Raw genomic sequence first — 22,836 nt, forward strand, 5'->3', positions numbered from 1 at the left:
ACGTCCTTATGAAGTGTACAAACGAAAACATAAATGATTTATTTAGAGAATTTTATACAAATGAAATGAATTTATCAGAGTTAGATAAAAATGAATTGTATTATAATTTGATTTTGTAAAGGGTTGGCAAAGAAAATGTATTCAATATAAAATATTAGATGAAGTCATATTTTATTATTACTTTTGTTAGGTGCTGCATTTTATTTGATGATTTATCTGTTCAAAAAGATATTTATATTATATAAATTTACATTGTAGATAGTAGTATACGTGGGCATATTCATTTTATATGTAAATTTGATTAAGAGAAGATTGTTTTGTGTATGATTTTAACAAGAAATCAAAGAGTTTTTTAAATATACGATTATTCTGATTGATAAAATTCTAACAATGTGGTAAAAAAGTAAAAGATTTAAGAATAAAAGTATTGATTGTCCGCACCTTCGACTGGTAAATATACTTAGTATATTATAATAATGAATTAACTGAATGTATTGAATCGAGAAGAGTAGATAAACTAAATAAATCAGATATAAAGTAATGTCCATATATGTGTTTTTGTCAATGAACGGATATAGTGGTATATAAAGAGCAAATTATATATGAATGTGTACTGATTTTTATATTATTAGCTATTGTCTTAAATCTTGGTTAGATAGGATCAGTTGAAAAATTTTTCTTGTCGTTAGATATTAGCGATAGTATTATCTTTAGTTATAAAATATTATAATTGATAATCTAAATAATATATATGAAAAGAGGTAAATTATGATTTTGTATTTCTCTGGGACTGGCAATTCTAAATGGGTTGCTAGTTTGTTAGCTAAAAAATTAAATGATAAAAGTTATGATATCTGTGCAATCGATGATGAAATAGATTTGACACAAGAAAAACAGATTGGATTTGTTTTTCCTGTTTATGCATGGAATGTTCCAGAAGTAATGTTGAAATATGTTAGAAGGATGAAAAAGCAAGATGTTTTTACATTTGCGATTTGTACATGCGGTGCTGATTGTGGAAAAGCATTAAAACGTTTGTCAAAGTTATATCATTTAGATAGTAGTTATAGTGTTGTTATGCCTAATAATTATTTGATTGCTAGTAAGATTGAAGATTTATCAGTAATTACTAAAAAGATTGCTGATGCTAAAAATGAAATTGATACAATAGCAAGTGAAATAACCGCTAGAAAAAAAGTATATCGCGTTCATGAAGGTAGTTTGGCTTCATTAAAATCATCAATTATAAATTGGGGATTTAATAAATTTGCACGTTCAACTAAACCATTTCATGTAAATAAGCAATTATGTAATCAATGCGGAAAGTGCGCTAGTATGTGTCCTAGTAAAACGATAGAATTAATTGATGGTTATCCTACGTGGCATGATCAATGTTATATGTGTTTACGTTGTTTTAATCATTGTCCTAAAAATGCGATTCAATATGGTAAAAATACGGAAAATAAAAAAAGATATTGCTTAGATGAATATTTATAGTTAGATGACATAAATATTTTCATCACATCTTTTGTTGTTTATGTTATAATAACGAATCGTGGTGATTAAAATGAAAAGATTATGGAATTCGATAAAGAATGATACAGTTTTAATAATTGCTTTTGTTTTAGCAATTATTTCAAGTTTTTTTGTAAAACCCTCATGGGATTATTTAAACTATATTGATTTTACAACATTAGCATTATTGTTTTGTTTAATGTTAATTGTAAATGGTTTACAAAGTATCAAACTATTTGAACAAGTGGCAATATATTTTCTAAAGAAAATGAAAACAACTAGACAATTAGATATTTTATTAGTTGGTTTATGTTTTTTCTTTAGTATGTTTATTACTAATGATGTGGCTTTAATTACGTTTGTACCATTAGCAATTATTGTTTTAAAAATGCTGAAGATGGAAAATAGGATTGTTCATGTAGTTGTATTACAAACAATAGCTGCTAATTTAGGAAGCATGTGTACACCTATTGGTAATCCGCAAAACTTATTCTTGTATACATATTTTAAGATGTCTTTAGGTGATTTTTTAATTGCAATAATACCGTTTGTTTTAATTTCTTTTGGTTTAATTGCAATTCATATTGTAAAGAAACAAGATGAAAAAATTAAAACACCAACATTACATCAAAAAGATGATACCAATATTGTTTATTTATGGATTTATTTAATCATGTTTGGTTTATGTTTATTAAGTGTTTTACATTTAATTAGTATTTTTTATTTGTTGCCAATAATATGTTTAGGATGTTTCTATCTTGATAAAAAGACTTTAATTAGAGTTGATTATAATTTATTATTGACATTTGTTGGATTTTTTATCTTTATTGGTAATTTAAAAAACATTGATATAATATCACAATTTTTAAGCCAATTAGTTGCAAATAATGAAATAGCAGTTAGCGTTATTTGTTCTCAAATATTTTCAAATGTTCCTGCAACAATTTTGTTATCTGGTTTTACTAAAAATGTACATGATTTATTAATTGGAGTTAATATTGGCGGACTAGGAACATTGATTGCTTCAATGGCATCATTGATTTCTTATAAATATATTGCAAGAATGTACCCAGAACATAAAAAAGAATATTTTAAAATGTTTACTAAATACAATATTATTTATTTAATCATTTTATGTGTAGCAGCATTTTTAATTAAGATGGTATTATAGAAACTTACAAGTAAAATATTTCAAAGGAATAGGTGAGCTTATTCCTTTTAATTTACCCATTATTAAGTTTAATTTAGTCATTTTTCAAACAAATGACTAAATTAATTGAGTAATAAATTTTAATAAAAAAACATTTAAGTTTACGAAAATTATACAAATTGGCATGAATAAAATATATAATTATAAATAGCAAATGAAGGATAATCTATGAAAGTATGTTACAACAAATTTTTAAGTTATTAATTGATAAAGGAATTCGTAAAATGGAGTTTGCTAGGATGGCAGGTATTAGTCAAAATACTATGGCTAGACTATCACGGAATCAAGATATATCTTTAGATGTATTAGGAAAAATATGTTGTACTTTGAATTGTAAAGTAGATGATATTCTAGAATTTATGCCTGAGGAAAAGGAGTTTTAAAATGGTTGATATAAAAAAAGAACAGGAACGTGATGAATTACATCGAGCAATTTGGGCAATTGCCGATGAATTGCGAGGGAGCATAGATGGTTGGGATTTTAAAAGTTATGTTTTAGGAATGATGTTTTACCGTTATATTTCAGAAAATTTAACAAATTATATTAATGAAGGAGAAATTGAAGCAGGAAATGAAGATTTTGATTATGCTAAGTTATCTGATGAAGAAGCAGAACAAGCTCGTGAAGATTTAGTGCAAACAAAAGGCTTTTTTATTCTTCCCTCAGAACTTTTTTGTAATGTAAGAAAAAAAGCATCTTCAGATGAAAATCTGAAGATGACCCTTGAATCTGTATTTAATCATATTGAAGAATCTGCAAAAGGTAGTGAAAGTGAAGATAATTTTGCTGGTTTATTTGATGATATTGATGTTAATAGCAATAAACTAGGAGTCACTGTTGCAAAACGTAATGATAAATTGATAAAACTAATGGATGGTATTGCCAATATGAAATTAGGTAATTATAAAGATAATTCAATTGATGCATTTGGTGATGCTTACGAGTATTTAATGAGTATGTATGCATCTAATGCTGGAAAAAGTGGTGGTGAATTTTTATACACCTCAGGAGGTATCTGAATTATTAACACGAATAGCAGTAGATGGTAAAGATGCTGTAAATAAAGTATATGACCCAGCTTGTGGTTCTGGTTCTTTACTTTTACAAGCTGCTAAAATCCTTGGTAAAGAGAATGTTCGTCAGGGATTCTTTGGACAGGAGATTAATTTAACGACATACAACCTATGTCGAATCAATATGTTTTTACATGATATTGATTATGATAAATTTGATATTGCACATGAAGATACTTTATTACATCCACAACACTGGGATGATGAACCTTTTGAAGTAATTGTTTCTAATCCGCCTTATTCTATTAAATGGGAAGGGGATAATAATCCAGTATTGATTAATGATCCGCGTTTTTCTCCAGCAGGTGTATTAGCACCTAAGTCTAAAGCGGATTTAGCATTTATTATGCATTCACTATCTTGGTTAGCAACAAATGGAACTGCATCAATCGTATGTTTTCCTGGAGTAATGTATCGAGGTGGCGCGGAAAAGAAAATAAGACAATATCTAATCGATAACAATTTTATTGATTGTATCATTCAGTTACCTAATAATTTATTCTTTGGTACAAGTATTGCAACATGTATCATGGTGTTAAAGAAAAATAAAACTGATAATAGTACATTATTTATTGATGGTTCTAATGAATGTGTAAAGGTAACAAATAATAACAAACTGACAAAAGAAAATATAAAAAAATTAGTAGATAAATATATTTCACGTAAAGATGAGGATTATTTTGCACGTTGTGTTTCATATGAAGAAATCAAAGAAAATGATTATAACTTATCTGTTAGTACTTATGTTGAACCAGAAGATACTAGAGAAGTAATTGATATTATTGAATTAAATAAAGAAATTGAAAAAATTGTGGCAAGAGAGCAAGTCTTACGTGATGAAATAGCAAAGATTATAATGGAGATTGAATCATGAGAGGAGAACGAGAAATTGATTGTTTAAATTATGTTAAAAAAAGTTTTTTAAATAATTTAAACATATTACTTTATTGTGATAATAAGGATAAAATTAGAAATATTATTTTAAATGCCAAGCCAAATATAAATAGCAGTCAATTTCCAGACTTTGTATTTGAAAATGGGTTTATAGAACATTTTCAAGTGACGGGTTCAAAGGAAACAAAAAAAGGTGCTGAACACAATAGAAATCAAAGTTATTTTGAAAAAAAAGGGAAGGATCAACTAAAAAGATTAGAAAATAATATAAAAAATTCTACGCCTTCTAATAAACTGCTAATTGAAACGACAAAAATGATAAATTCAGAATATAACTACGATATGTATCAAAAGTCATTCAAAAAAAATTGGGAAAATCATATAGAATCATTGAATAAATATGATGGAAAAAAAGATGTTGGTATTTTTTTAATTGAATATAAGGGTGCACTTTTACCAAAAAAACAAAAAGAAGAAGTATTAGAATTTTACAAATTAAGCGAAGATAAAAATCTTTTAAGATATATGTATGATTTTAAATATAAGATACATTATGTTATTTTTACAGATAGACAAAATTGTCAGGTAATTGAAACAAAGTTAATACAAAAGTTAATAAAAGAAGTTCCTGAAGTTATATCAATAGGAAGCAGTCGATATATACTCACTAATGTAAATTTGTTTATTGATGTTGTAGACATAAAACAAGAATTTGTAATGGAGAAAAAAACTTATGAGTAAATTAGAAGAACTGATACAGGAATTATGTCCTGATGGAGTAAGATTTAAATCAATAAAAGAAGTTTATCAAAGAGTAAAGGGAACTCCAATTACTGCTGGAAAAATGAAGGAAATTGAAAATAATAAGGGTGATATTCGGGTATTTGCTGTTGGAAAAACAGTTATTAATGCATATGAAAAAGACATACCGAAGGCAAATATTACTAGAGTACCTGCTGTGTTAGTGCAGTCTCGAGGTATAATTGATGTAATATATTATGAAAAACCATTTACATTTAAAAATGAAATGTGGGCATATACGCATCAAGAAAAAATATCAGTCAAATTTCTTTACTAGTATTTCAAATAGTAAAAAAGGGATTAAAATGCAATTATGAAACAAAATCTTCAAATGAGTCGTTATTTCGCGGAAAAATGAATTTTTCAAATCAGATTAAATATAATTACGCTCATAAAGAACGATGTTTTGTAGAATATGATGATTTCAATACAAATCGAATTGAAAACATATTATTAAAATCAACTCTTGAACTACTGTATAAGAAAACAATTTCATCTAAAAATAAAATGGATATAAAAACATTATTAAACAGTTTTCAAGATGTCAATACATCAGATAATTATAAAAAAGATTTTGATAAAATAGTTATAGATAGAAATACAAAAGATTATCAAAAAGCTCTAGTGTGGAGTAAAATATTTCTGATGAATAAAAGCTTTTCTTCATTTTCAGGATCACATGTAGCTTTTTCACTATTATTTCCAATGGAAACATTATTTGAAAGCTATATTGCATTTAACATAAGCAAATTATTAAAAACAACAGATTATAATGTAACAATTCAAGATAGAAGATTTTACCTTTTTGATAAACCAACAAAGAAATTTGCTCTTAGACCTGACATTGTGATTCATAATGATGAGTCTTGTCATCCCATTATAATTGATGCAAAATGGAAATTGTTAGCGGAAAATAAAATTAATTATGGTATCTCACAAATCGATATGTATCAAATGTATGCATATCATAAGAAATTTAATGCTAGAAAAGTCATTTTAGTTTATCCAAAAGCTGAACAATTCATATCAAATAAAAAAATAAATTATTACTCTCAAGATGGAGTAGATATACGTATAAACTTTGTTGATTTGTTTAATTTAAATAATAGTCTAATTAATATAATTGATCTGCTTGATTAATTCATTAATAAATCTATATAAAAAGGTTAATAATTAATGTATAATAAAAATATCCAAACTAGATCAAGCTAAAAGAAAGGAATACTATAATGAAAGAAACAATAGGACAAGTTTTTTCAATCAGTAGAGATAATAAACCACTTCCATTTCTTACTATTTCTAAAGAGATATCAGATGGTATCATTTATTTCTCATTAGCTAAAAATACTGATATCTCTGCAGAAATATACTCTAATCATAAATTACTAATTGTAGTAGATGGCAATATGGAAGTATATATTTCAAATAAACAATCATTTCATCTAACAACATTAGAAATGATTGTTACTGATACTAATATTCCTATCGGTATTAAAGCAAATGAAGATGTTGTTTATACAGAAATCAATTTAAGGAGGAACGATAAAATGAATGAGTTGATCAAAGCAGGAGAAGTTTTTAAACTTAAAGATTTATTACCATATCAGGAAGGTAAAATCGTAAATATGGATTTCATCCATAACGACAAAATGAAATTTGTTGTTATGAGTTTTGATGAAGGAACCGCATTGTCAGAACATGCCGCTCCAGGAGAAGCTTTAATATTTGCTTTAGATGGTGAAGGTATCATTGGATACGAAGGAAAAGAACATGAAATCCATCAAGGTGAAAACTTCCATTTTGCTAAAGGTGGTATGCATTATGTTAAAGCTAAAGGTAAATTCAAAATGGCTTTGCTTTTAGTGTTTGAATAATTTTATCTACATGCAGATTAAATTTATTTTTGATCTGTTTTTTTGTAAAAGTAATAAATAATTGTTGTTATTTCATCGATAATGATTACAATTAAAGTATTGGAATAATAATATTTATAAAATATTTTACATAAAAAGGAGTAGTAATTATAGATAATTATCTTGATAAAATCAAAGAACAATTAAAAACAATGACTGAAAGAGAAAAAGACGAATGGATTTTAGCTCAGGTTAAGATTATGCCAGAAGATAAGCTGGAAGATGTATATAAAAGTTTAACTGGTATCAAAAAGATAATCAACATGCCAGGCCGTGATGAAATTGATGAGTTTTGTAATATGGTAAATAGTGGTGATATGTTATAGAATATTACACTTATTACGCTGAATTTCTAGATGGACGCTATTATGGTGACTGGGAATATTACTATCGTGACCTAAAAGGTGCTATGGATTTTATTGCATCAGTAATTAGTGGTTGTTATAAATTAGTAACTTTACAAGAATATCAGGAAGCATCAGAAATATTAGCTCAAATATTAAAATTAAAGTTTGTAATCGAAAACGATCCAGAATCAGAAGATAATTGTCCTGAAGATTATATGGATCTAGATTTAGCTAATAGCGAACGTTTGATTTCATTAGATAAAGATAATTTGTTTAAAGCATATGTTAGTTCATATATGTATATTATTGATGATAATACTGTTTTAGCTAACAAAATAGTTTCTATTTTAGAAATGAAATTATTTGAAAACTGTGATTTATCTTTTATTATTAAAACCAATAATAAAACTTTATTAAATGACATAAAAGATAAGTTAAATGAAGATTTAATTAAATTGGAAAAAGAACATCAAGATAAAAAAGCACAAGATGAATATTATAATGATTATTACGAAGATGAAGAACAGATTGAACATATTAGATCTTTAATAGTATATTTTAAAGATTATTAAGTTATAAGGATATTTGGAGAATTCTATGAAATTAATACATAATAAATTGGTAAGAGACAAAATACCAGAAATAATAAATCAAGCTGGTAAAGAATGCAAAATAAAAATATTAAATGATGATAAATACAGCAATGAGTTAAAGAAAAAGCTATGTGAAGAAGCTAAAGAAGTTTTAGAAACTAAATCAAAGCAAGAATTAATTGGAGAAATAAGTGATGTTCTAGAAATAATTGATGCTTTAAAAGAAGTTTACAAGATTGATGATCAAGAATTAATAAAAGCTAAAAACAGTAAGGCTAATAAAAATGGTGCTTTTAAAGAAAAAATATTTTTAGAATACGTTATCGATAATAACAATGAGTGAATATATCAAACTATGGCTAGAAATCATTGAAAATATGAACAATGATAATACATATAAACTAGCTTGGGGAAGAGCACTATTAGAATTGATTCTAGAAATCGAACATGTCAAAGATGATAATATTATCTCATTTAATGATATTGCTAAAAAAATGCTTAAATATTACTGGAATCAAATATACTTCTTTAACTTAAAACAAAGTCCAGCTAAAGTGCCGGTTATTGTTCAAGAAACTGAAAAATGTATTCACTTTGTTAGTCAAAAAAAAGACTCAAATATACCAATCTGGTTTGATCAAGCTGAAATATACTTAAAACAAGACCAAAGCTTCTATCAAAAAGAAATTAAAAAAATCGCTACTAAATTAACCCATGATGTATCATGGCGTTTTAAGATAGTAAAAGGAGATTCTTTAGAAATATATAATTTGGATATTCCTAATCGTGAAGTACATTTTACAAAATCAGATGTTTATGATTTAAAAGAATATGCTTTTGTTTTATCACAATTATTGAATTATCGCTGGGCGCAGTTATTAGAAAAATTTAATAATAGTCCAAAAATTGCTTCAAAAGTAAAAGGAATATCTGATGAAAAAATTAGAAGACATAATTTAAGAAAATACCGTGATATTCTTCTGGAACAAATGGAAGATGAAAAGATAATTGATTTTTATACTGACGATATATTAGATTTTAATGATATTTCAGTTGATCATGTAATACCTTGGTCTTTTATGTATAGTGATGATATATGGAATTTAGTATTAACTTCTAAATCTATTAATTCTAAAAAAAGCAATGCTGCTCCTAGTGAACAAATAATAAAAAAATTAGAATCCAGAAATATTAAGCTTCTTAAAGTAGTCAAAGAAGAAAAATATAAAAAAGAATTACAAATTGCAATAGACAATGATTATGTAAGAAAGTTCTATCTTTCATTTAAATTATAATAATCATAACTTGAAAATAGTAACGTTAAAATCAAATATTAATTTTTGCTGTATGGAGATCTGTTTATGAAAAAGCAATTAAAGAAATTATAAAATTTAATAAAGAAAGAGATTGGGATCAATTTCATTCACCAGAAAATTTAGCAAAATCAATTGCTATTGAAGCAGGGGAGTAATTAGAATGTTTTCAATGGGATAATAATTATAATAAAGAAGCGGTTTGTGAAGAATCGGCAGATGTGGTAAATTATTGTATTGTTATGGCCGATAAACTAAATGTTGATTTAGAAGAGATTGTGTTAAATAAGTTGGAAAAAAATCGTCAAAAGTATTCAGTTGAAAAATCTAAAGGGAGTTCTAAAAAATATAACGAGTTTTGATTGTATATCAAAAAACAATTTATATGGTGTAAAATTAGATTTAATTGAAGATAAACTCAAAAAAGAAAACAGTACATAAAAATTTATCAAAAATGCTATATAGTTTTTTACTAAATCAAAGGTGAAACTATTTACATTGATTATATTATTGATTGTTGTAAAAATTAATCAAGAGATATAAAATTACAGTGAATCAATATTCTTTGAATTAACTATACAACAATGTATATTTTCATTTTTGCCAGTTTATTTATATGTAGAAAAAAAGTATCGTGGTTTTGTGTTTTGTTTGTAAACTATGTACTTCATTATATTAGATTTTTGATAGTTGACAAATAATTAAAATTTTAATAAACTTTAGTAGAATTAAATAAACTGGTTCGAAAGCCAAACCCAGTATAAAAAACTAAGAATAATAATGAAAGTGGCTTTGCCACTTTTTATTATTATTTGGCTTCAAACTGTAATTTTGGAGAGGTAAGAAAATGAAAAAAAGAAAAGATTTAATTAAGATGATTACTTTAAATGGCATGGTTGCTACTGTTTATGCGGTGTTAACTTTGATGATTCAACCGCTGGCATATCGAGAATTGCAATTAAGGTTATCAGAGATTGTTGTATTATTAGCATTTTATAATAAAAAGCTAATACCAGGGCTAGCAATAGGATGTTTTATAGCAAATATTCCTTCACCTTTAGGAATTATTGATTGGATCGTAGGTCCGCTTAGTACATTAGTTGTATGTTATTTTATGAATAGAGTAACGAATATTTATCTTTCGGCTTTAATTGGTTCGTTAGCGACAGGATTAATTATTGGTGGGGAATTGAGTTTAGTTTATCATATACCTTATTTAATTAATGCACTGTATGTTTTTATTGGTGAAGCAATTGTATTATATTTAGGAACATTTATTTTTAAACGATTAGAAAAGAATGTTAAATTTATAGAATATGTTAAGGAGTAATTATGGAGCGTTATAGTCATATCTTAGAAAAAGATAAAAGAGAAATAGTTTTGTTAAAGTCAAGACCATGTATATGGGGTAAGTGTTCGTTTTGTGATTATATTGAAGATAATGATGTTAATCAAAATGAAAATAGGAAGATTAATGATGAGGTATTGAATAATGTAACGGGTCAATATGGAGTATTAGAAGTTATTAATTCAGGTAGTTTTTTTGAACTACCTGATGAGACAATAGAAAGAATATATAAAATTATTGTTGAAAAGAAAATAAAGAGATTATATATTGAAGCTCATTATTTATATAAAAAGAAGATAAAAGCTTTAAGAGAAAAATTCAAAATAGAGATTATAGTAAAAACTGGTATCGAAACTTTTAATGATGAAATGAGAAACAATGTTTTAAATAAAAATGTTCATTTTGACAAAATCGAAGAAATATTAGAAGATTTTGATTCACCATGTTTAATGGTTGGTATCCAAGGTCAAACTAAAGAGATGATTAGAAAAGATATTGAAATACTAACCAAATATTTTGATCATGGAACAATTAATATATATCGTAATAATTCTACGCCAATAAAAAGAGATGAAGAATTAATAAAATGGTTTGATGAAGAATATCATGATTTAAAAAATAATAGAAAATATGATTATTTAGGAATCCCTACTGATTTTGGGGTCGGAGATTAGAATTTAGATATAAATTAAATACTAATAAACATATACCAAGAGGATAGTTTCTTTGAAATAGTTATTAATATTGCTTTATGATAGTTATATCTTATTTACGTTAAAATATGATGTTTCACTAATATAACTTATGGTTATATTAAAAGAAACAGCGATATTAAAGAACTTACTAAAGAAAAACAAGAATAACTAGCATATTGTATCTTGAGGAATTAGTATAAAATTGATAAAATAGGTATGTAAAAAAAATATTTAGATTAGGAGTGGAATATATGGCTATTTTAGCAGGTGATTTTAGAACAGGATTAACTTTAATTGTTGACGGTGATCCTTGTCAAGTTTTAGATTTTCAACATGTAAAACCAGGTAAAGGAGCTGCTATCTTAAAAACCAAGATGAGAAACTTAAAAACTGGTGCAATTCAAGAAAGAAACTTTAATGCTTCTACTAAGTTTGAAGCAGCAAACATTTCTAGAAAAGAAGCTCAATATTCATATCAAGCAGATGGTACATATTATTTTATGGATATGGAAACATATGAAACATATGAATTGGCTGAAGAACAAGTAGGAGATACTAAATACTATATTATTGAAGGTTCAACTGTTTCATTAATGTTCTTTGAAGGATTATTATTATCTGTATCAGTTCCAGAAAAAGTTGAATTAACAGTTGTGGAAACAGACCCAGCAATTAAAGGAGCACCATCTAACCAAACAAAAGATGCTGTTACTAATACTGGATTAACATTGAGAGTTCCTCAATTCATCGAACAAGGAGAAGTAATTGTTGTATTTACAGCAGATGGTAAATACTCAGGAAGAGCTTAATTAAGCTCTTTTTTAAAATTATGAATAAAATTGTCTTAATTACCGGAGGAGCTCAAGGCATTGGTAGAGCTATTGCTATTGAACTAGCAAAACAGGGCTATGATATAGTAATTAATTACTTAACATCGTCAAAAGAAGCTGAGTCATTGAAAGAGATGATCATTGAACAATATAATGTTCGTTGTATGATAGTTAAATGTGATGTTTCTAAAGAAGACAAAGTTGATGAAATGGTTTCATTGATTGAAGATACTTTTGGTGGAGTTGATATTTTAATCAATAATGCTGCAATTGATTTATCAAACTTATTTCATTTAAAGACTGCTGAAGAATTTAGAAAAACATTAGATGTAAATGTAGTAGGGGCATTTAATTGTAGTAAGCGGGTATATCGTCATATGATCGATCAAGAATATGGAAGAATAATAAATATTTCTTCGACTAATGGGATTAATACTTATTATCCAATGTGTATTGATTACGATGCAAGTAAAGCGGCATTAATTTCAATGACGCATAATCTGGCTTTTGAATTTGCACCATATGTTAATGTAAATTGTATTGCCCCAGGATTCATTGGGACTGAAAATGAATTAGATGGATATGATGAAGAGTTTTTAAAAGAAGAAACAGAAAAAATAATGGTCAATCGTTATGGTAAACCAGAAGAAGTAGCTTATTTAGTTAAGTTTTTAATTAGTGATGAAGCAAATTTTATCAATAATACGATTATTCGGATTGATGGTGGACAAAAGGGAAGCTGTTAAAAATTATTTAAGATTTATAAATTTGGCATAGTCGAGCAAGTCGTCTATGCCTTTTTCCTTTAAAGAGAATACTTTAAAATTTGGATAGTTAAAAAGGAGCACAATAATGTATAGTGCTCCTTTAATCAAAGTTATTTTATTACATGACAGCTTAGAATTCCATAATATTTAAAGCATTCAACTGCTTTTTCATCAATTACTTCACCACAAACCAAAATAGGAACTGCCGGTGGACAACCAACCGAAGCTTTCGCTAAGACTTTACCAATACATTTATCGATAGGTAATGTTTCAAAAGGTGAAAGCATTGCCTCACGAATTGACATAGATGCAGTCGGATAAGAAAATTGAGGTAGTGAAATATTAATTGCTTGCTTACGGGGAATTTTTATTAAATAATCAGTCAAATATTGAATATCCGCTTCTTTATGTGAAGGCGTAAACATAAAAACAACATAGTCTGGATCAGAAAATTCCACAATTATATTTTGCTTTGCTAATAACTTGGCAAATTCATTTCCACTATATCCATAATCCTTTGTAGCAATCGTTAATTTAAGTGGTTCATTACCAATAAGCTGATAGCCATTTTCAATAAGCTTTTGCTTCATAGTATCAATAATTGGAATAAAATCAGTTAATTTATTTGTCAGTTGTTCTAAATATACATTCGCTAAATCCAAAGATTGCAGTATCAAATAAGAAGGACTTGTAGATCCAAATAATCTAAATGCTTCTTTTACATCACTATCTAAAAAAGATAATCGTTTTTTTGATAGATGAAGATAAGCCCCTCCGGTTAATACAGGAAGTGTTTTATGAGCTGAATCACAACACATGTCACAACCTAAATCAATTGGATGCAATGAAGTAGGGAGAAACTTCAAATAAGCGCCATGTGCATTGTCTACTAGTAATAAGACATCATATTTATGACAAACATTTGCTAAATCAAAAATTTTAGCTTGATTACCTAAGTAATCAGGTGAAGTAATATAAACAGCCACAGGTAATTGTTTAGCTTTTTTTAATTCTTTATCAAGTGTATCTGGTTCAATTAGACAAGATAGATACGTATTATGGGGTGAATATAACCACTTTACTGAAAAGTCTAATAAAGCAACAGCACTAATAAATGTGCTATGAGCATTTCTTGCAGCCCAAATTAAAGGATTTTTAGATTTTTCTTTTGCATATTGTAAAGTTAGTGATAACATCGCACGAATAGCATGTGAAGAACCTTCCGTTGAATAGAAAGTTCGCGAATTAAAAAGCTTACTTGCATTTAATTCACTTTCTTTGATGATGCCATGAGCTTCATATAAACTATCTGCTCCAACGATTTCGGTGATGTCGTAAGCCTCACACCCTAAATAGGAAGCTCCTTTATGACCAGGCATATGAAATCGTTTGGGATTTTGCTTATTATAACGGACAATAAAATCATGAATTGGTGTTTTCATTATTCATTTCCTGAAAAAGCTCGATTGATGGCTACCATAATTGCACATTCCATTCTTTTGCGGAATAACTCACACCCAGCTTCATAAACACCAGTAATTGAACCTGTAGCATGGTATGCATTTGCTGCACAACCACCTGAACAATAAAGTCTTGCCCAACAGTCTTTGCATTCTGGATGAGCGTAAACGTTACATGAAGCAAATTTATCTTGGATTTGATGATTTGTTACACCTTTCCAAACATCACCTAATTTAAATTTTTCATCACCGACGAATTGATGACAAGGATATAAATCGCCCCAAGGAGTAACTGCCATATATTCAGTTCCTGAACCACAACCAGAAATTCTTTTATAAATACAAGGACCACCAGTAAGATCAATCATATAGTGATAGAAAGTGAATGGGTCATTTTCTTTATCGTGTTTTAACATAAGTTCAGCCAGTTTTTCATATTGATCCATTACAATTTCCATATCTTCTTTAGTTAGGGCAGAAGGATCATCAGCCCCGCTTACAACGGGCTCCATACTTAATTCACGGAAACCAAGATCTAACATAGTTTGAACATCTTTTAAAAAGTCAGGATTTGCATGTGTAAAGGTACCACGCATATAATAGTCTTTGCCACCACGGGCTTCAACAAGCTTTTGGAATTTTGGGACAATTCTTTCCCAACTTCCCTTGCCAGCATAATCCACACGATAACGATCATGGATTTCTTTACGACCGTCTAAACTCAATACTACATTACTGCATTCACGATTGGCGAATTCAATAACTTCATCATCAATTAACATTCCGTTTGTTGTTAAGGTAAAACGGAAATTTTTATTTTTTTCTTTTTCAATTGAACGAGCATAAGCCACTAAATCTTTTACCACTTGGAAATTCATTAATGGTTCACCACCAAAAAAGTCAACTTCAAGGTTATGACGAGTTCCTGAGTTTTCAACTAAAAAGTCAAGAGCCTGTTTACCAACCTCAAAACTCATTAAAGCGCGTTCACCTTTATATTTTCCTTGGCTTGCAAAGCAATACGAGCAATTAAGATTACAAGTATGAGCAACATGTAGACACAAGGCTTTTACAACACCTGATGTTTTTTCTTTTAAAGTTCCAGCCATCGATTCAAAGGTATCATCAGCAAAAAGTTTTCCAGCATCTTTAAGTTCAGTGATTTGTTGATAGCATTCATACAAATCATTTTCGCTAATATCTAATCGATCTTTATAAAGTTCTTTCATTTCTGAAATTAATGTATCTTTATCTTTATCAAGATACTTAGCTATCATTTCATAAGCTACTTCATCAACTGCGTGAACAGAGCCTGAACAGACATCAAGCACGATGTTATATCCACCTAATTTATATTGATGTATCATATTTTAATTTCTCCTTTATAATATAAAAAATGTCGCCAAGTAGGCGGCATTATTTTTTGATTTAAATTACTTCTCGTTTTTCTTGTTTGTGTTTTCACATTTCTGATTAGCAATACCACAGCTAGTTTTGCAAGCAGATTGACAAGATGTTTGACACTCACCACAACCACCGTTTTTGGCGCTATCACAAAGATTACGAGTTTCAAGAGTCATAATGTGTTTCATAATAAACCTCCCAATTGTAATTTTTTATAGGTATCGATATTTTATACATTATTGAATAATATCTCGACTAAAGTTTATCATTTTTATAACAAAAAGTCCATAGCTTATTGCCATTTTAAAAAACGAGAAAAACATTTTAATCTAACTTACTTTCCATATTTGATAGTGCAAGTAAAATCGATAGCTTTCCATACTCAAATGTTAAACCACCTTGTAAGTATAATGTATAAGGTTCAATAACAGGCGCATCAGCACTTAATTCAATCGTACTACCTTGTGTAAAGCTACCAGCAGCCATAACTTCATCAAATGGATACCCAGGCATTGGTGCTGGTAAAACATGAACAAAAGAATCAATAGGACTTGTCTGTTGAATACCTTGAGTAAAACTTACTAAATTATCTTTAGTTTTTAGTTCTAAAGTTTGAATAATATCAGTACGAAATTCATCATAGCGAGGAGACACATTAGAATATCCTAGCTTTTCTAACATATAAGCTGTAAACACAGCTGTTTTTAAGGCATTTTTGACAGCATTAGGGGCCATAAATATTCCCTTAAAAAAAGTATTGTTTAAATTAAAGTTTGCACCTAAGTCTTTTCCAATTCCCGGAGCTGTTAAACGCTCAGCAACCATGTGAATCAATATCTCATTTCCAGCAACATATCCACCTGTAGGAGCAATTCCACCACCAAGATTTTTCATTAATGATCCAACAACAATATCAGCACCAGCATGTCCAGGTTCTTTAGTTTCTACTAATTCTCCATAACAGTTATCTACCATGATAATAACATCTTGATTAACTGTACGGATCTTATTAATAATTCTTTCAATTTTAGAAATAGAAAGTGATTTACGATGAGAATATCCTCTTGATCTTTGAATTTCTACCAACTTAACATTATCCTCTTTCAATCGATTGATAATACTTTCATCATCAAAATCATCATTAATCAATTCAATCTGTTCATACTTAACACCATTTGCTTTTAAAGAAAGACTAGAATTACCACTGATTCCAATCATTTCTTGTAGAGAATCATATGGAGCTCCAGTTAATGAAATCATCGTATCTCCATGTTTTAATAAAGCAGAAAGCGTTAAATAAATTGCATTTGTTCCACTCATAATTTGTGGTCGTACTAAAGCATCTTCACAACCAAGAACAGTAGCAAAAATCTTTTCTAATTTATTTCTTCCTTCATCATAATTTCCATATCCATTAATATCACTAAAATCAGAATAAGAAACTCTATTATCAATAAATGCAGATAATATACGGTTAGAATTCGCTAGACAAACCGCATCAATTTCCTTATAGATATCTTGTAAAACTGTATCAGATTCTTTAGCTAATTCTAGTAAATCAGGATTAATCTGTTCAAGTATCAATTATAAAACCTCCTATAAATAACACATTGACCATTATACACGAATATTATTAGTTTGTGTTGTTATCTATGAAAGTAAATAACATATTTTATGAAATATTGTCGATAGTCATAATAAACTTGATATGTTTTTATTTATTACTGATAAAAAATATTTGCTTATCTTGCTATAAATTAAAAGATTCTAGATATAAAAGGGCAAAAAAGTATATTACTATTAAAATGATAATATATAAATAGGAATCTTAATGCGCTAAAAATATTATTGAAAGCTTCTCAACTATAAATTTTATTGGAATTAAAAAATAGCGATAGTAAAACTAAAAACATATAATATCGATTTTACATAATTTGATGATATTGTATGTATAGCAAATAAGTGTTAAAATTTATCATAAACAGCGGTAATTTATTCATATAAATAAAATAATTTAATAAGTGGTGATTATGATGAATTTTGTAGAATGGTGCAATAACAATCAAGGGTTTGTAGGAGCAATATAATCATTTTTTACTATTATGACAAGTATTATTGCTTTATATATTTCAATAAGATTGGCATACATTCCATATAAAAAAGACTCGTTATAAATACTTATATTGACATAATAAACAATAAATATACATTAAGTTTAACCGTTGCTAATGCTGGGAATAGAATAATAGGACTAAATAGTATTGTAATTTACTATAAAAATACATATATCGGTTCTGTAGATAAACAAAGATTTATTGAACCCTAACATACATGCAAATTTTGTGTTGACTTAAAATTAGATATAAGAGATACAAAATTTGATAGAGATGAGCAAATTGAGATTAAAATTTTAGATACAGAAGGTAAGAAGTATACGTTTAAAACTAATTTAGCTAGTGGATAGTATTTAAGTAAGCATAAAAAAGGGTAATAGCTAAATACAAATTCTACCTATATAGTATGCTTTTGTTATATTTAATGTCTAGTGAAGTAAGCTTTTTATTTACTGCATTAGTCAAATGCTATTTTTTCGATATTTTTAAATATATTTATTGAAAATATATAAAAATTATATTGCATAATGGTTCATGCTAAAAAGAAAAATTTTTCATTCAAAAAATAATGGGGAGAGGATTTGATTAATGAATACAAAATACAATATGATAATTGTTAAAGGTGAGATAAAGACAAAAGAAATAGTTTCGTGTCGATATAATCGAAATACTAAAAAATGGGATATAGAATTTGATAACGGAAAGAAATATTCTTATAACTATTTAAATGTAGAAAAATTAAAAGAACCACAAACTTTAAATCCTAAGATGTATCGTATTAGTAGAGAAGGACGAGAATTATTTAATATAAAGGCTATTTATGTATTTACTGGTAAGCATGAGTCTTATTGGCATATTTGTTTTAATAATGGTAGTACAACAGATTATCCACAAAGTGGCTTAGATATAGTTGAATCTTGTTTTAATCATAAACAATCTGCAAATATATTCGAATATTTAAAACAAATTGCTGCTTTAAACGATATCAAAAATGAAGAGACTAATGAAAAATTATTATCAAAACGGTTTGAAAAAATATCATTTGTTAGTAAAAATATAGCATTGGCAAAATATCTAAACCCATCATTATTAAAAGCTAATGAGAGTAAAAACGAATATATACCTATTTTTCCATTTGGATGTAATAATAGTCAATATAAAGCAGTTAAAAATGCTATGGAAAATCAGATAAGTGTTATTCAAGGCCCTCCAGGAACTGGCAAAACACAGACAATATTAAATATTATTGCTAATATCTTGATGGAGGGAAAAACAGTTCAGATAGTGTCTAATAATAATTCAGCTACTGAAAATATATTTGATAAATTATCTTCGAATAAATATAATCTAGGATTTATTGTTGCAACATTAGGGAATTCTAAAAATAGGAAATTGTTTATTGAAAATCAAGAAATAAATTATCCTAATTTTTCAACATGGAGATTTAAAGAAAATCCGATTGAATTACAACACAAAATATCTATGCAATCAACGCAATTAAAAAGTATTTTTGATAAAAAAGAAAAATTAGCGACTTTAAAACAGGAACTGTCACAGTTGATTACAGAATTAAAATATTTTAATCAGTATGTTGATGAATCTAATGTCAGCATAGAAAATATAAAATTTAAGAAAAATATTTCTTCAAAAAAATGGATGGAATTGTGGCAAGAATGTCAAATGATTTCTGATGAAGATAAATCAATAGGAATCTTATTTAAAATAAAAAATTTTTTTAAATATGGTATGACGAATTGGAACTTTTACAAGCAAGATATGTCTAAAATAATTACAACATTTCAGGCAATGTTTTATTCTACAAAGCAAATAGAATTAACTACAGCAATTGAAGATCTTGAAACATATTTTAATACTGTTAATGAGGATTTATTAACGGATTTATGTAATGATTCAATGATTATTTTAAAGGATAAATTAGCAAGAAAATATGGTGCTAACCAAAAACGTAAAATATTTAATGAAAATGATTTGTGGAAAAATCCATTTAAAATTTTAGAAGAGTACCCAGTTATTTTGAGTACAACTTTTTCTTCAAAAAATTCTTTAAATTCCGATGTAGTATATGATTATTTGATTATGGATGAAGCATCACAAGTAGATATTGCAACCGGAGCATTAGCACTTTCTTGTGCAAAAAATGTTGTAATTGTAGGAGATACAAAGCAATTGCCAAATGTTGTTACTGATGAAATAAAAGAAATGACACAAATTATATTTGAAAATTTTAATATCAGTGAAGGATATAAATATACAAATAGCTTTTTACAATCAATTTTAGATGTTATGCCAAATGTTGCACAAACAATGTTAAGGGAACATTATAGATGTCACCCTAAGATAATTAATTTTTGTAATCAAAAATTTTATCATGGTGAGTTAATTATTATGACAACAGATAAAGGGGAAGATGATGTGTTGTCAGTAATTAAAACTGTAAAAGGAAATCATGAGCGAGATCATTATAGTCAACGTCAAATTGACATCATTAAAAATGAAATAATTCCAAAATATTCTTTAAATAATGATGAAACAGGAATTATAACACCGTATAAAAATCAAGTAAAAGCTCTAAATAAAGAAATCAGTGATATTGATGCAGCGACAGTACATAAATTTCAAGGTAAAGAAAAAGATAATATCATAATATCTACTGTAGATGATGTAATATCTGATTTTGCAGATGATTCATATTTAATCAATGTTGCTGTATCAAGAGCAAAAAAGAGATTAATCTTAGTTGTAACTGGAAACGAACAATCTAAAGAGCGGAATATAACTGATTTAGTGGAATATATACAATACAATAATTTTGAGGTTATTGACAGTAAAATTTATTCAATATTTGATTATCTTTATAAGCAATATACAGAAGAAAGAAAAACATATTTACAAAAACATAAAAAGATTTCAGAGTATGATTCAGAAAATCTAATGTATTCATTACTTGAAGAAATCCTAATTGATAATAAATATTCCAGTTTGGATGTAGTTTGCCATTTTCCACTAAATATGTTGATTAAAGATCCTAAATTGTTAGATGAAAAAGAGTGTCAGTATGCTATGAATCCAGCCACACATATTGATTTTTTAATATATAATACAGTTAGTAAAAAACCTGTATTAGCAATTGAAGTAGATGGATATGACTATCATAAAGAAAACACTGTACAAGCTTCACGTGATTTAATGAAAAATGATATTTTAAAATTATATGAAATACCATTATTAAGATTTAAGACAAATGGAAGTTGTGAAAAATCAAAAATTATTCAAGAGCTAGATAAATATATTGCATAAGTTAGTCATAAAAACATATCTTTATTCAATTAATAAATATTTTAAATAAAATCTTATAACTATATTTATGGCAAATTTAATAGCTAAAAAGGTATCTATAAATAAGCTTTAGATACCTTTTTTAGTACGAATTGATGGATTTTTTTGCATGAAAAATTCTTTTAGTTCATATTTTTTGGCAATATCTTTATTAAAAATAATATATTGTTTAGCTTTGGAAACAACTAAAACATAATTAGTAGTTTCTAGATATTGATTAAGGTGCTGGTAATTAATATCAACATGGGCATTAGTATTTGTATTTGTTATTGCTAAAAATTGATCATCAAATTTATATTTATAAATAATTTCATCACCAGTATTTGTTTCTTGGAATCGTTCATAGATAAGATGAGAATAATTTTTCTTTTGTTTATATAAAAAATATTGAAGTACAGCAATAGCAACTATAACTATCAAAAATAAAACAATATTTGTTGCAAGATTATTTTGTAAACAATTTATTAATACATAAATTAAGATAAAAATTGAACCACCATTAATAATATAAACATTTCTTTTAGGAAACATCGCTTCAGATATTTCATTAGAATCACTAATTTTAAATGTACATATAATCTCCATAAAATTCACTTCCTTTAAATTTAGTCAATTAAATAATTTAGATTTCAATTATCCTACTATCAACTTGCAACGCTAGTGAAATACTTTTAATAAATTCTTTTCGAACATCATCAATTAAATTCAAACACCATTTAATACCACAACCAAAACAAATTTGAGAACACATATCATAAAGTTCTTCAGGATTAGATTGATTATGAATTTGATTACTTTCCTGAGCCTTTTTTATTAAAATACAAACAACCGTTTTTACCATATCAATTTCATCAAAAGTTCCATGATTGTTTTTAAGATTTGTGATAAAAAGCTGAGCATATAAATCCTTAGTAAATACCTGCATTCGTTCAATAATTAGATCAAAGACATAGATGATTTGTTGCCAGTAATTATCAGCAGAAGTAATATTAACAATCAAATCATATAATTCATCATTAATTTGATCAAAAAAATAAGTTAATATATCTTCTTTTGATGAAATATAACGATAAAAAGTTGTTTTAGTTATATTACATTTGTCACATATATCATTAATAGTTACATTATCATATCCCTTTTCTTTAAATAAATTATATGAAATACTAATTATATTCTTTTTAACATCTTTGTACATATTATC

22 protein-coding genes, 2 pseudogenes and 1 riboswitch are annotated in these 22,836 nt (G+C 27.1%); of the genes and pseudogenes, 18 read left to right on the top strand and 6 right to left on the bottom strand.

What is annotated here, in order from left to right; genetic code table 11:
• The first annotated feature begins 768 nt into the window (after positions 1–768).
• The 17 genes and pseudogenes from ABGT36_RS06300 to ABGT36_RS06380 all read left to right on the top strand — a co-directional run bounded on the left by ABGT36_RS06300 (position 769) and on the right by ABGT36_RS06380 (position 13,279).
• The gene (locus ABGT36_RS06300; protein WP_346677270.1) at positions 769–1,497 is read left to right on the top strand and encodes an EFR1 family ferrodoxin; all 729 of its coding nucleotides are present in this window, start codon (positions 769–771) and stop codon (positions 1,495–1,497) included.
• 70 nt (positions 1,498–1,567) lie between these two features.
• Positions 1,568–2,686, top strand: coding sequence for an SLC13 family permease (locus tag ABGT36_RS06305; RefSeq protein WP_300081935.1), 1,119 nt, complete (start codon positions 1,568–1,570; stop codon positions 2,684–2,686).
• Positions 2,687–2,901: 215 nt separating this feature from the next.
• Positions 2,902–3,108, top strand: a complete 207-nt coding sequence (locus tag ABGT36_RS06310) for a helix-turn-helix transcriptional regulator (protein WP_346677272.1) — start codon at positions 2,902–2,904, stop codon at positions 3,106–3,108.
• A gap of 1 nt (position 3,109) precedes the next feature.
• Positions 3,110–4,673 (top strand): annotated as a pseudogene (locus ABGT36_RS06315) (type I restriction-modification system subunit M).
• Positions 4,670–5,434 (top strand): hypothetical protein, encoded by a 765-nt coding sequence (locus ABGT36_RS06320; RefSeq protein ID WP_346677273.1) that lies wholly within the window; start codon positions 4,670–4,672, stop codon positions 5,432–5,434. Before ABGT36_RS06315 ends, ABGT36_RS06320 begins: the two are co-directional and overlap by 4 nt.
• Positions 5,427–5,771: a hypothetical protein gene (locus tag ABGT36_RS06325; RefSeq protein ID WP_346677274.1), complete on the top strand. Its 345-nt coding sequence runs from the start codon at positions 5,427–5,429 to the stop codon at positions 5,769–5,771. Before ABGT36_RS06320 ends, ABGT36_RS06325 begins: the two co-directional genes overlap by 8 nt.
• Positions 5,723–6,634, top strand: a complete 912-nt coding sequence (locus ABGT36_RS06330) for a 5-methylcytosine restriction system specificity protein McrC (protein WP_346677275.1) — start codon at positions 5,723–5,725, stop codon at positions 6,632–6,634. Before ABGT36_RS06325 ends, ABGT36_RS06330 begins: the two co-directional genes overlap by 49 nt.
• 89 nt (positions 6,635–6,723) lie before the next feature.
• Positions 6,724–7,368 (top strand): cupin domain-containing protein, encoded by a 645-nt coding sequence (locus ABGT36_RS06335; RefSeq protein WP_087301735.1) that lies wholly within the window; start codon positions 6,724–6,726, stop codon positions 7,366–7,368.
• A 191-nt stretch (positions 7,369–7,559) separates the two neighbouring features.
• The gene (locus ABGT36_RS06340) at positions 7,560–7,733 is read left to right on the top strand and encodes a hypothetical protein (protein WP_346677277.1); all 174 of its coding nucleotides are present in this window, start codon (positions 7,560–7,562) and stop codon (positions 7,731–7,733) included.
• 83 nt (positions 7,734–7,816) lie between these two features.
• The gene (locus ABGT36_RS06345; RefSeq protein WP_346677279.1) at positions 7,817–8,326 is read left to right on the top strand and encodes a hypothetical protein; all 510 of its coding nucleotides are present in this window, start codon (positions 7,817–7,819) and stop codon (positions 8,324–8,326) included.
• 25 nt (positions 8,327–8,351) lie between these two features.
• Entirely contained in the window at positions 8,352–8,690 is a 339-nt protein-coding gene (locus tag ABGT36_RS06350; RefSeq protein WP_285959174.1) for a nucleoside triphosphate pyrophosphohydrolase, read from the top strand.
• Positions 8,683–9,642 carry an HNH endonuclease domain-containing protein gene (locus ABGT36_RS06355; RefSeq protein ID WP_346677280.1) on the top strand — a complete coding sequence of 320 codons (960 nt, stop codon included), beginning with the start codon at positions 8,683–8,685 and terminating at the stop codon, positions 9,640–9,642. The genes ABGT36_RS06350 and ABGT36_RS06355 overlap by 8 nt, the downstream gene beginning before the upstream one ends.
• A 41-nt stretch (positions 9,643–9,683) precedes the next feature.
• Positions 9,684–10,022, top strand: a pseudogene (locus tag ABGT36_RS06360) (nucleotide pyrophosphohydrolase).
• A gap of 369 nt (positions 10,023–10,391) precedes the next feature.
• Positions 10,392–10,438, top strand: a riboswitch (PreQ1 riboswitch).
• A gap of 69 nt (positions 10,439–10,507) precedes the next feature.
• Entirely contained in the window at positions 10,508–10,990 is a 483-nt protein-coding gene (locus ABGT36_RS06365; RefSeq protein ID WP_346677282.1) for a QueT transporter family protein, read from the top strand.
• A 2-nt stretch (positions 10,991–10,992) separates the two neighbouring features.
• Positions 10,993–11,682 (top strand): radical SAM protein, encoded by a 690-nt coding sequence (locus tag ABGT36_RS06370; RefSeq protein WP_346677284.1) that lies wholly within the window; start codon positions 10,993–10,995, stop codon positions 11,680–11,682.
• Positions 11,683–11,954: 272 nt separating this feature from the next.
• The gene (gene efp / locus ABGT36_RS06375) at positions 11,955–12,512 is read left to right on the top strand and encodes an elongation factor P (protein WP_087301718.1); all 558 of its coding nucleotides are present in this window, start codon (positions 11,955–11,957) and stop codon (positions 12,510–12,512) included.
• A 20-nt stretch (positions 12,513–12,532) separates the two neighbouring features.
• Positions 12,533–13,279 carry an SDR family oxidoreductase gene (locus ABGT36_RS06380; protein WP_346677286.1) on the top strand — a complete coding sequence of 249 codons (747 nt, stop codon included), beginning with the start codon at positions 12,533–12,535 and terminating at the stop codon, positions 13,277–13,279.
• Positions 13,280–13,410: 131 nt separating this feature from the next.
• Here ABGT36_RS06380 and ABGT36_RS06385 read toward each other — a convergent pair whose 3' ends face one another.
• The 4 genes from ABGT36_RS06385 to ABGT36_RS06400 form a co-directional block, all read right to left on the bottom strand.
• Positions 13,411–14,742: an aminotransferase class V-fold PLP-dependent enzyme gene (locus ABGT36_RS06385; protein WP_346677288.1), complete on the bottom strand. Its 1,332-nt coding sequence runs from the start codon at positions 14,740–14,742 to the stop codon at positions 13,411–13,413.
• A complete protein-coding gene (gene scfB / locus ABGT36_RS06390; RefSeq protein ID WP_346677290.1) occupies positions 14,742–16,127 on the bottom strand; it encodes a thioether cross-link-forming SCIFF peptide maturase in 1,386 nt (461 codons plus the stop codon). The genes ABGT36_RS06385 and scfB overlap by 1 nt, the downstream gene beginning before the upstream one ends.
• A 66-nt stretch (positions 16,128–16,193) precedes the next feature.
• The gene (gene scfA / locus ABGT36_RS06395) at positions 16,194–16,352 is read right to left on the bottom strand and encodes a six-cysteine ranthipeptide SCIFF (protein WP_083784286.1); all 159 of its coding nucleotides are present in this window, start codon (positions 16,350–16,352) and stop codon (positions 16,194–16,196) included.
• Between the two features lie 136 nt (positions 16,353–16,488).
• Positions 16,489–17,748 (bottom strand): methionine gamma-lyase family protein, encoded by a 1,260-nt coding sequence (locus tag ABGT36_RS06400; RefSeq protein ID WP_346677293.1) that lies wholly within the window; start codon positions 17,746–17,748, stop codon positions 16,489–16,491.
• A gap of 1,118 nt (positions 17,749–18,866) precedes the next feature.
• On the opposite strand from ABGT36_RS06400, the gene ABGT36_RS06405 reads away from it, so the two are divergent.
• Positions 18,867–21,596, top strand: a complete 2,730-nt coding sequence (locus ABGT36_RS06405) for an AAA domain-containing protein (RefSeq protein WP_346677294.1) — start codon at positions 18,867–18,869, stop codon at positions 21,594–21,596.
• Positions 21,597–21,704: 108 nt separating this feature from the next.
• Here ABGT36_RS06405 and ABGT36_RS06410 read toward each other — a convergent pair whose 3' ends face one another.
• On the bottom strand, positions 21,705–22,220 hold the full coding sequence (locus tag ABGT36_RS06410; RefSeq protein WP_346677295.1) for a hypothetical protein: 516 nt from the start codon (positions 22,218–22,220) through the stop codon (positions 21,705–21,707).
• 37 nt (positions 22,221–22,257) lie between these two features.
• On the bottom strand, positions 22,258–22,830 hold the full coding sequence (locus ABGT36_RS06415; protein WP_087301704.1) for a TetR/AcrR family transcriptional regulator: 573 nt from the start codon (positions 22,828–22,830) through the stop codon (positions 22,258–22,260).
• Between the last annotated feature and the right edge of the window lie 6 nt (positions 22,831–22,836).

Source organism: Erysipelatoclostridium sp. An173 (assembly GCF_963931465.1).
GTDB classification, from domain to species: domain Bacteria; phylum Bacillota_I; class Bacilli_A; order Erysipelotrichales; family Coprobacillaceae; genus Thomasclavelia; species Thomasclavelia merdavium.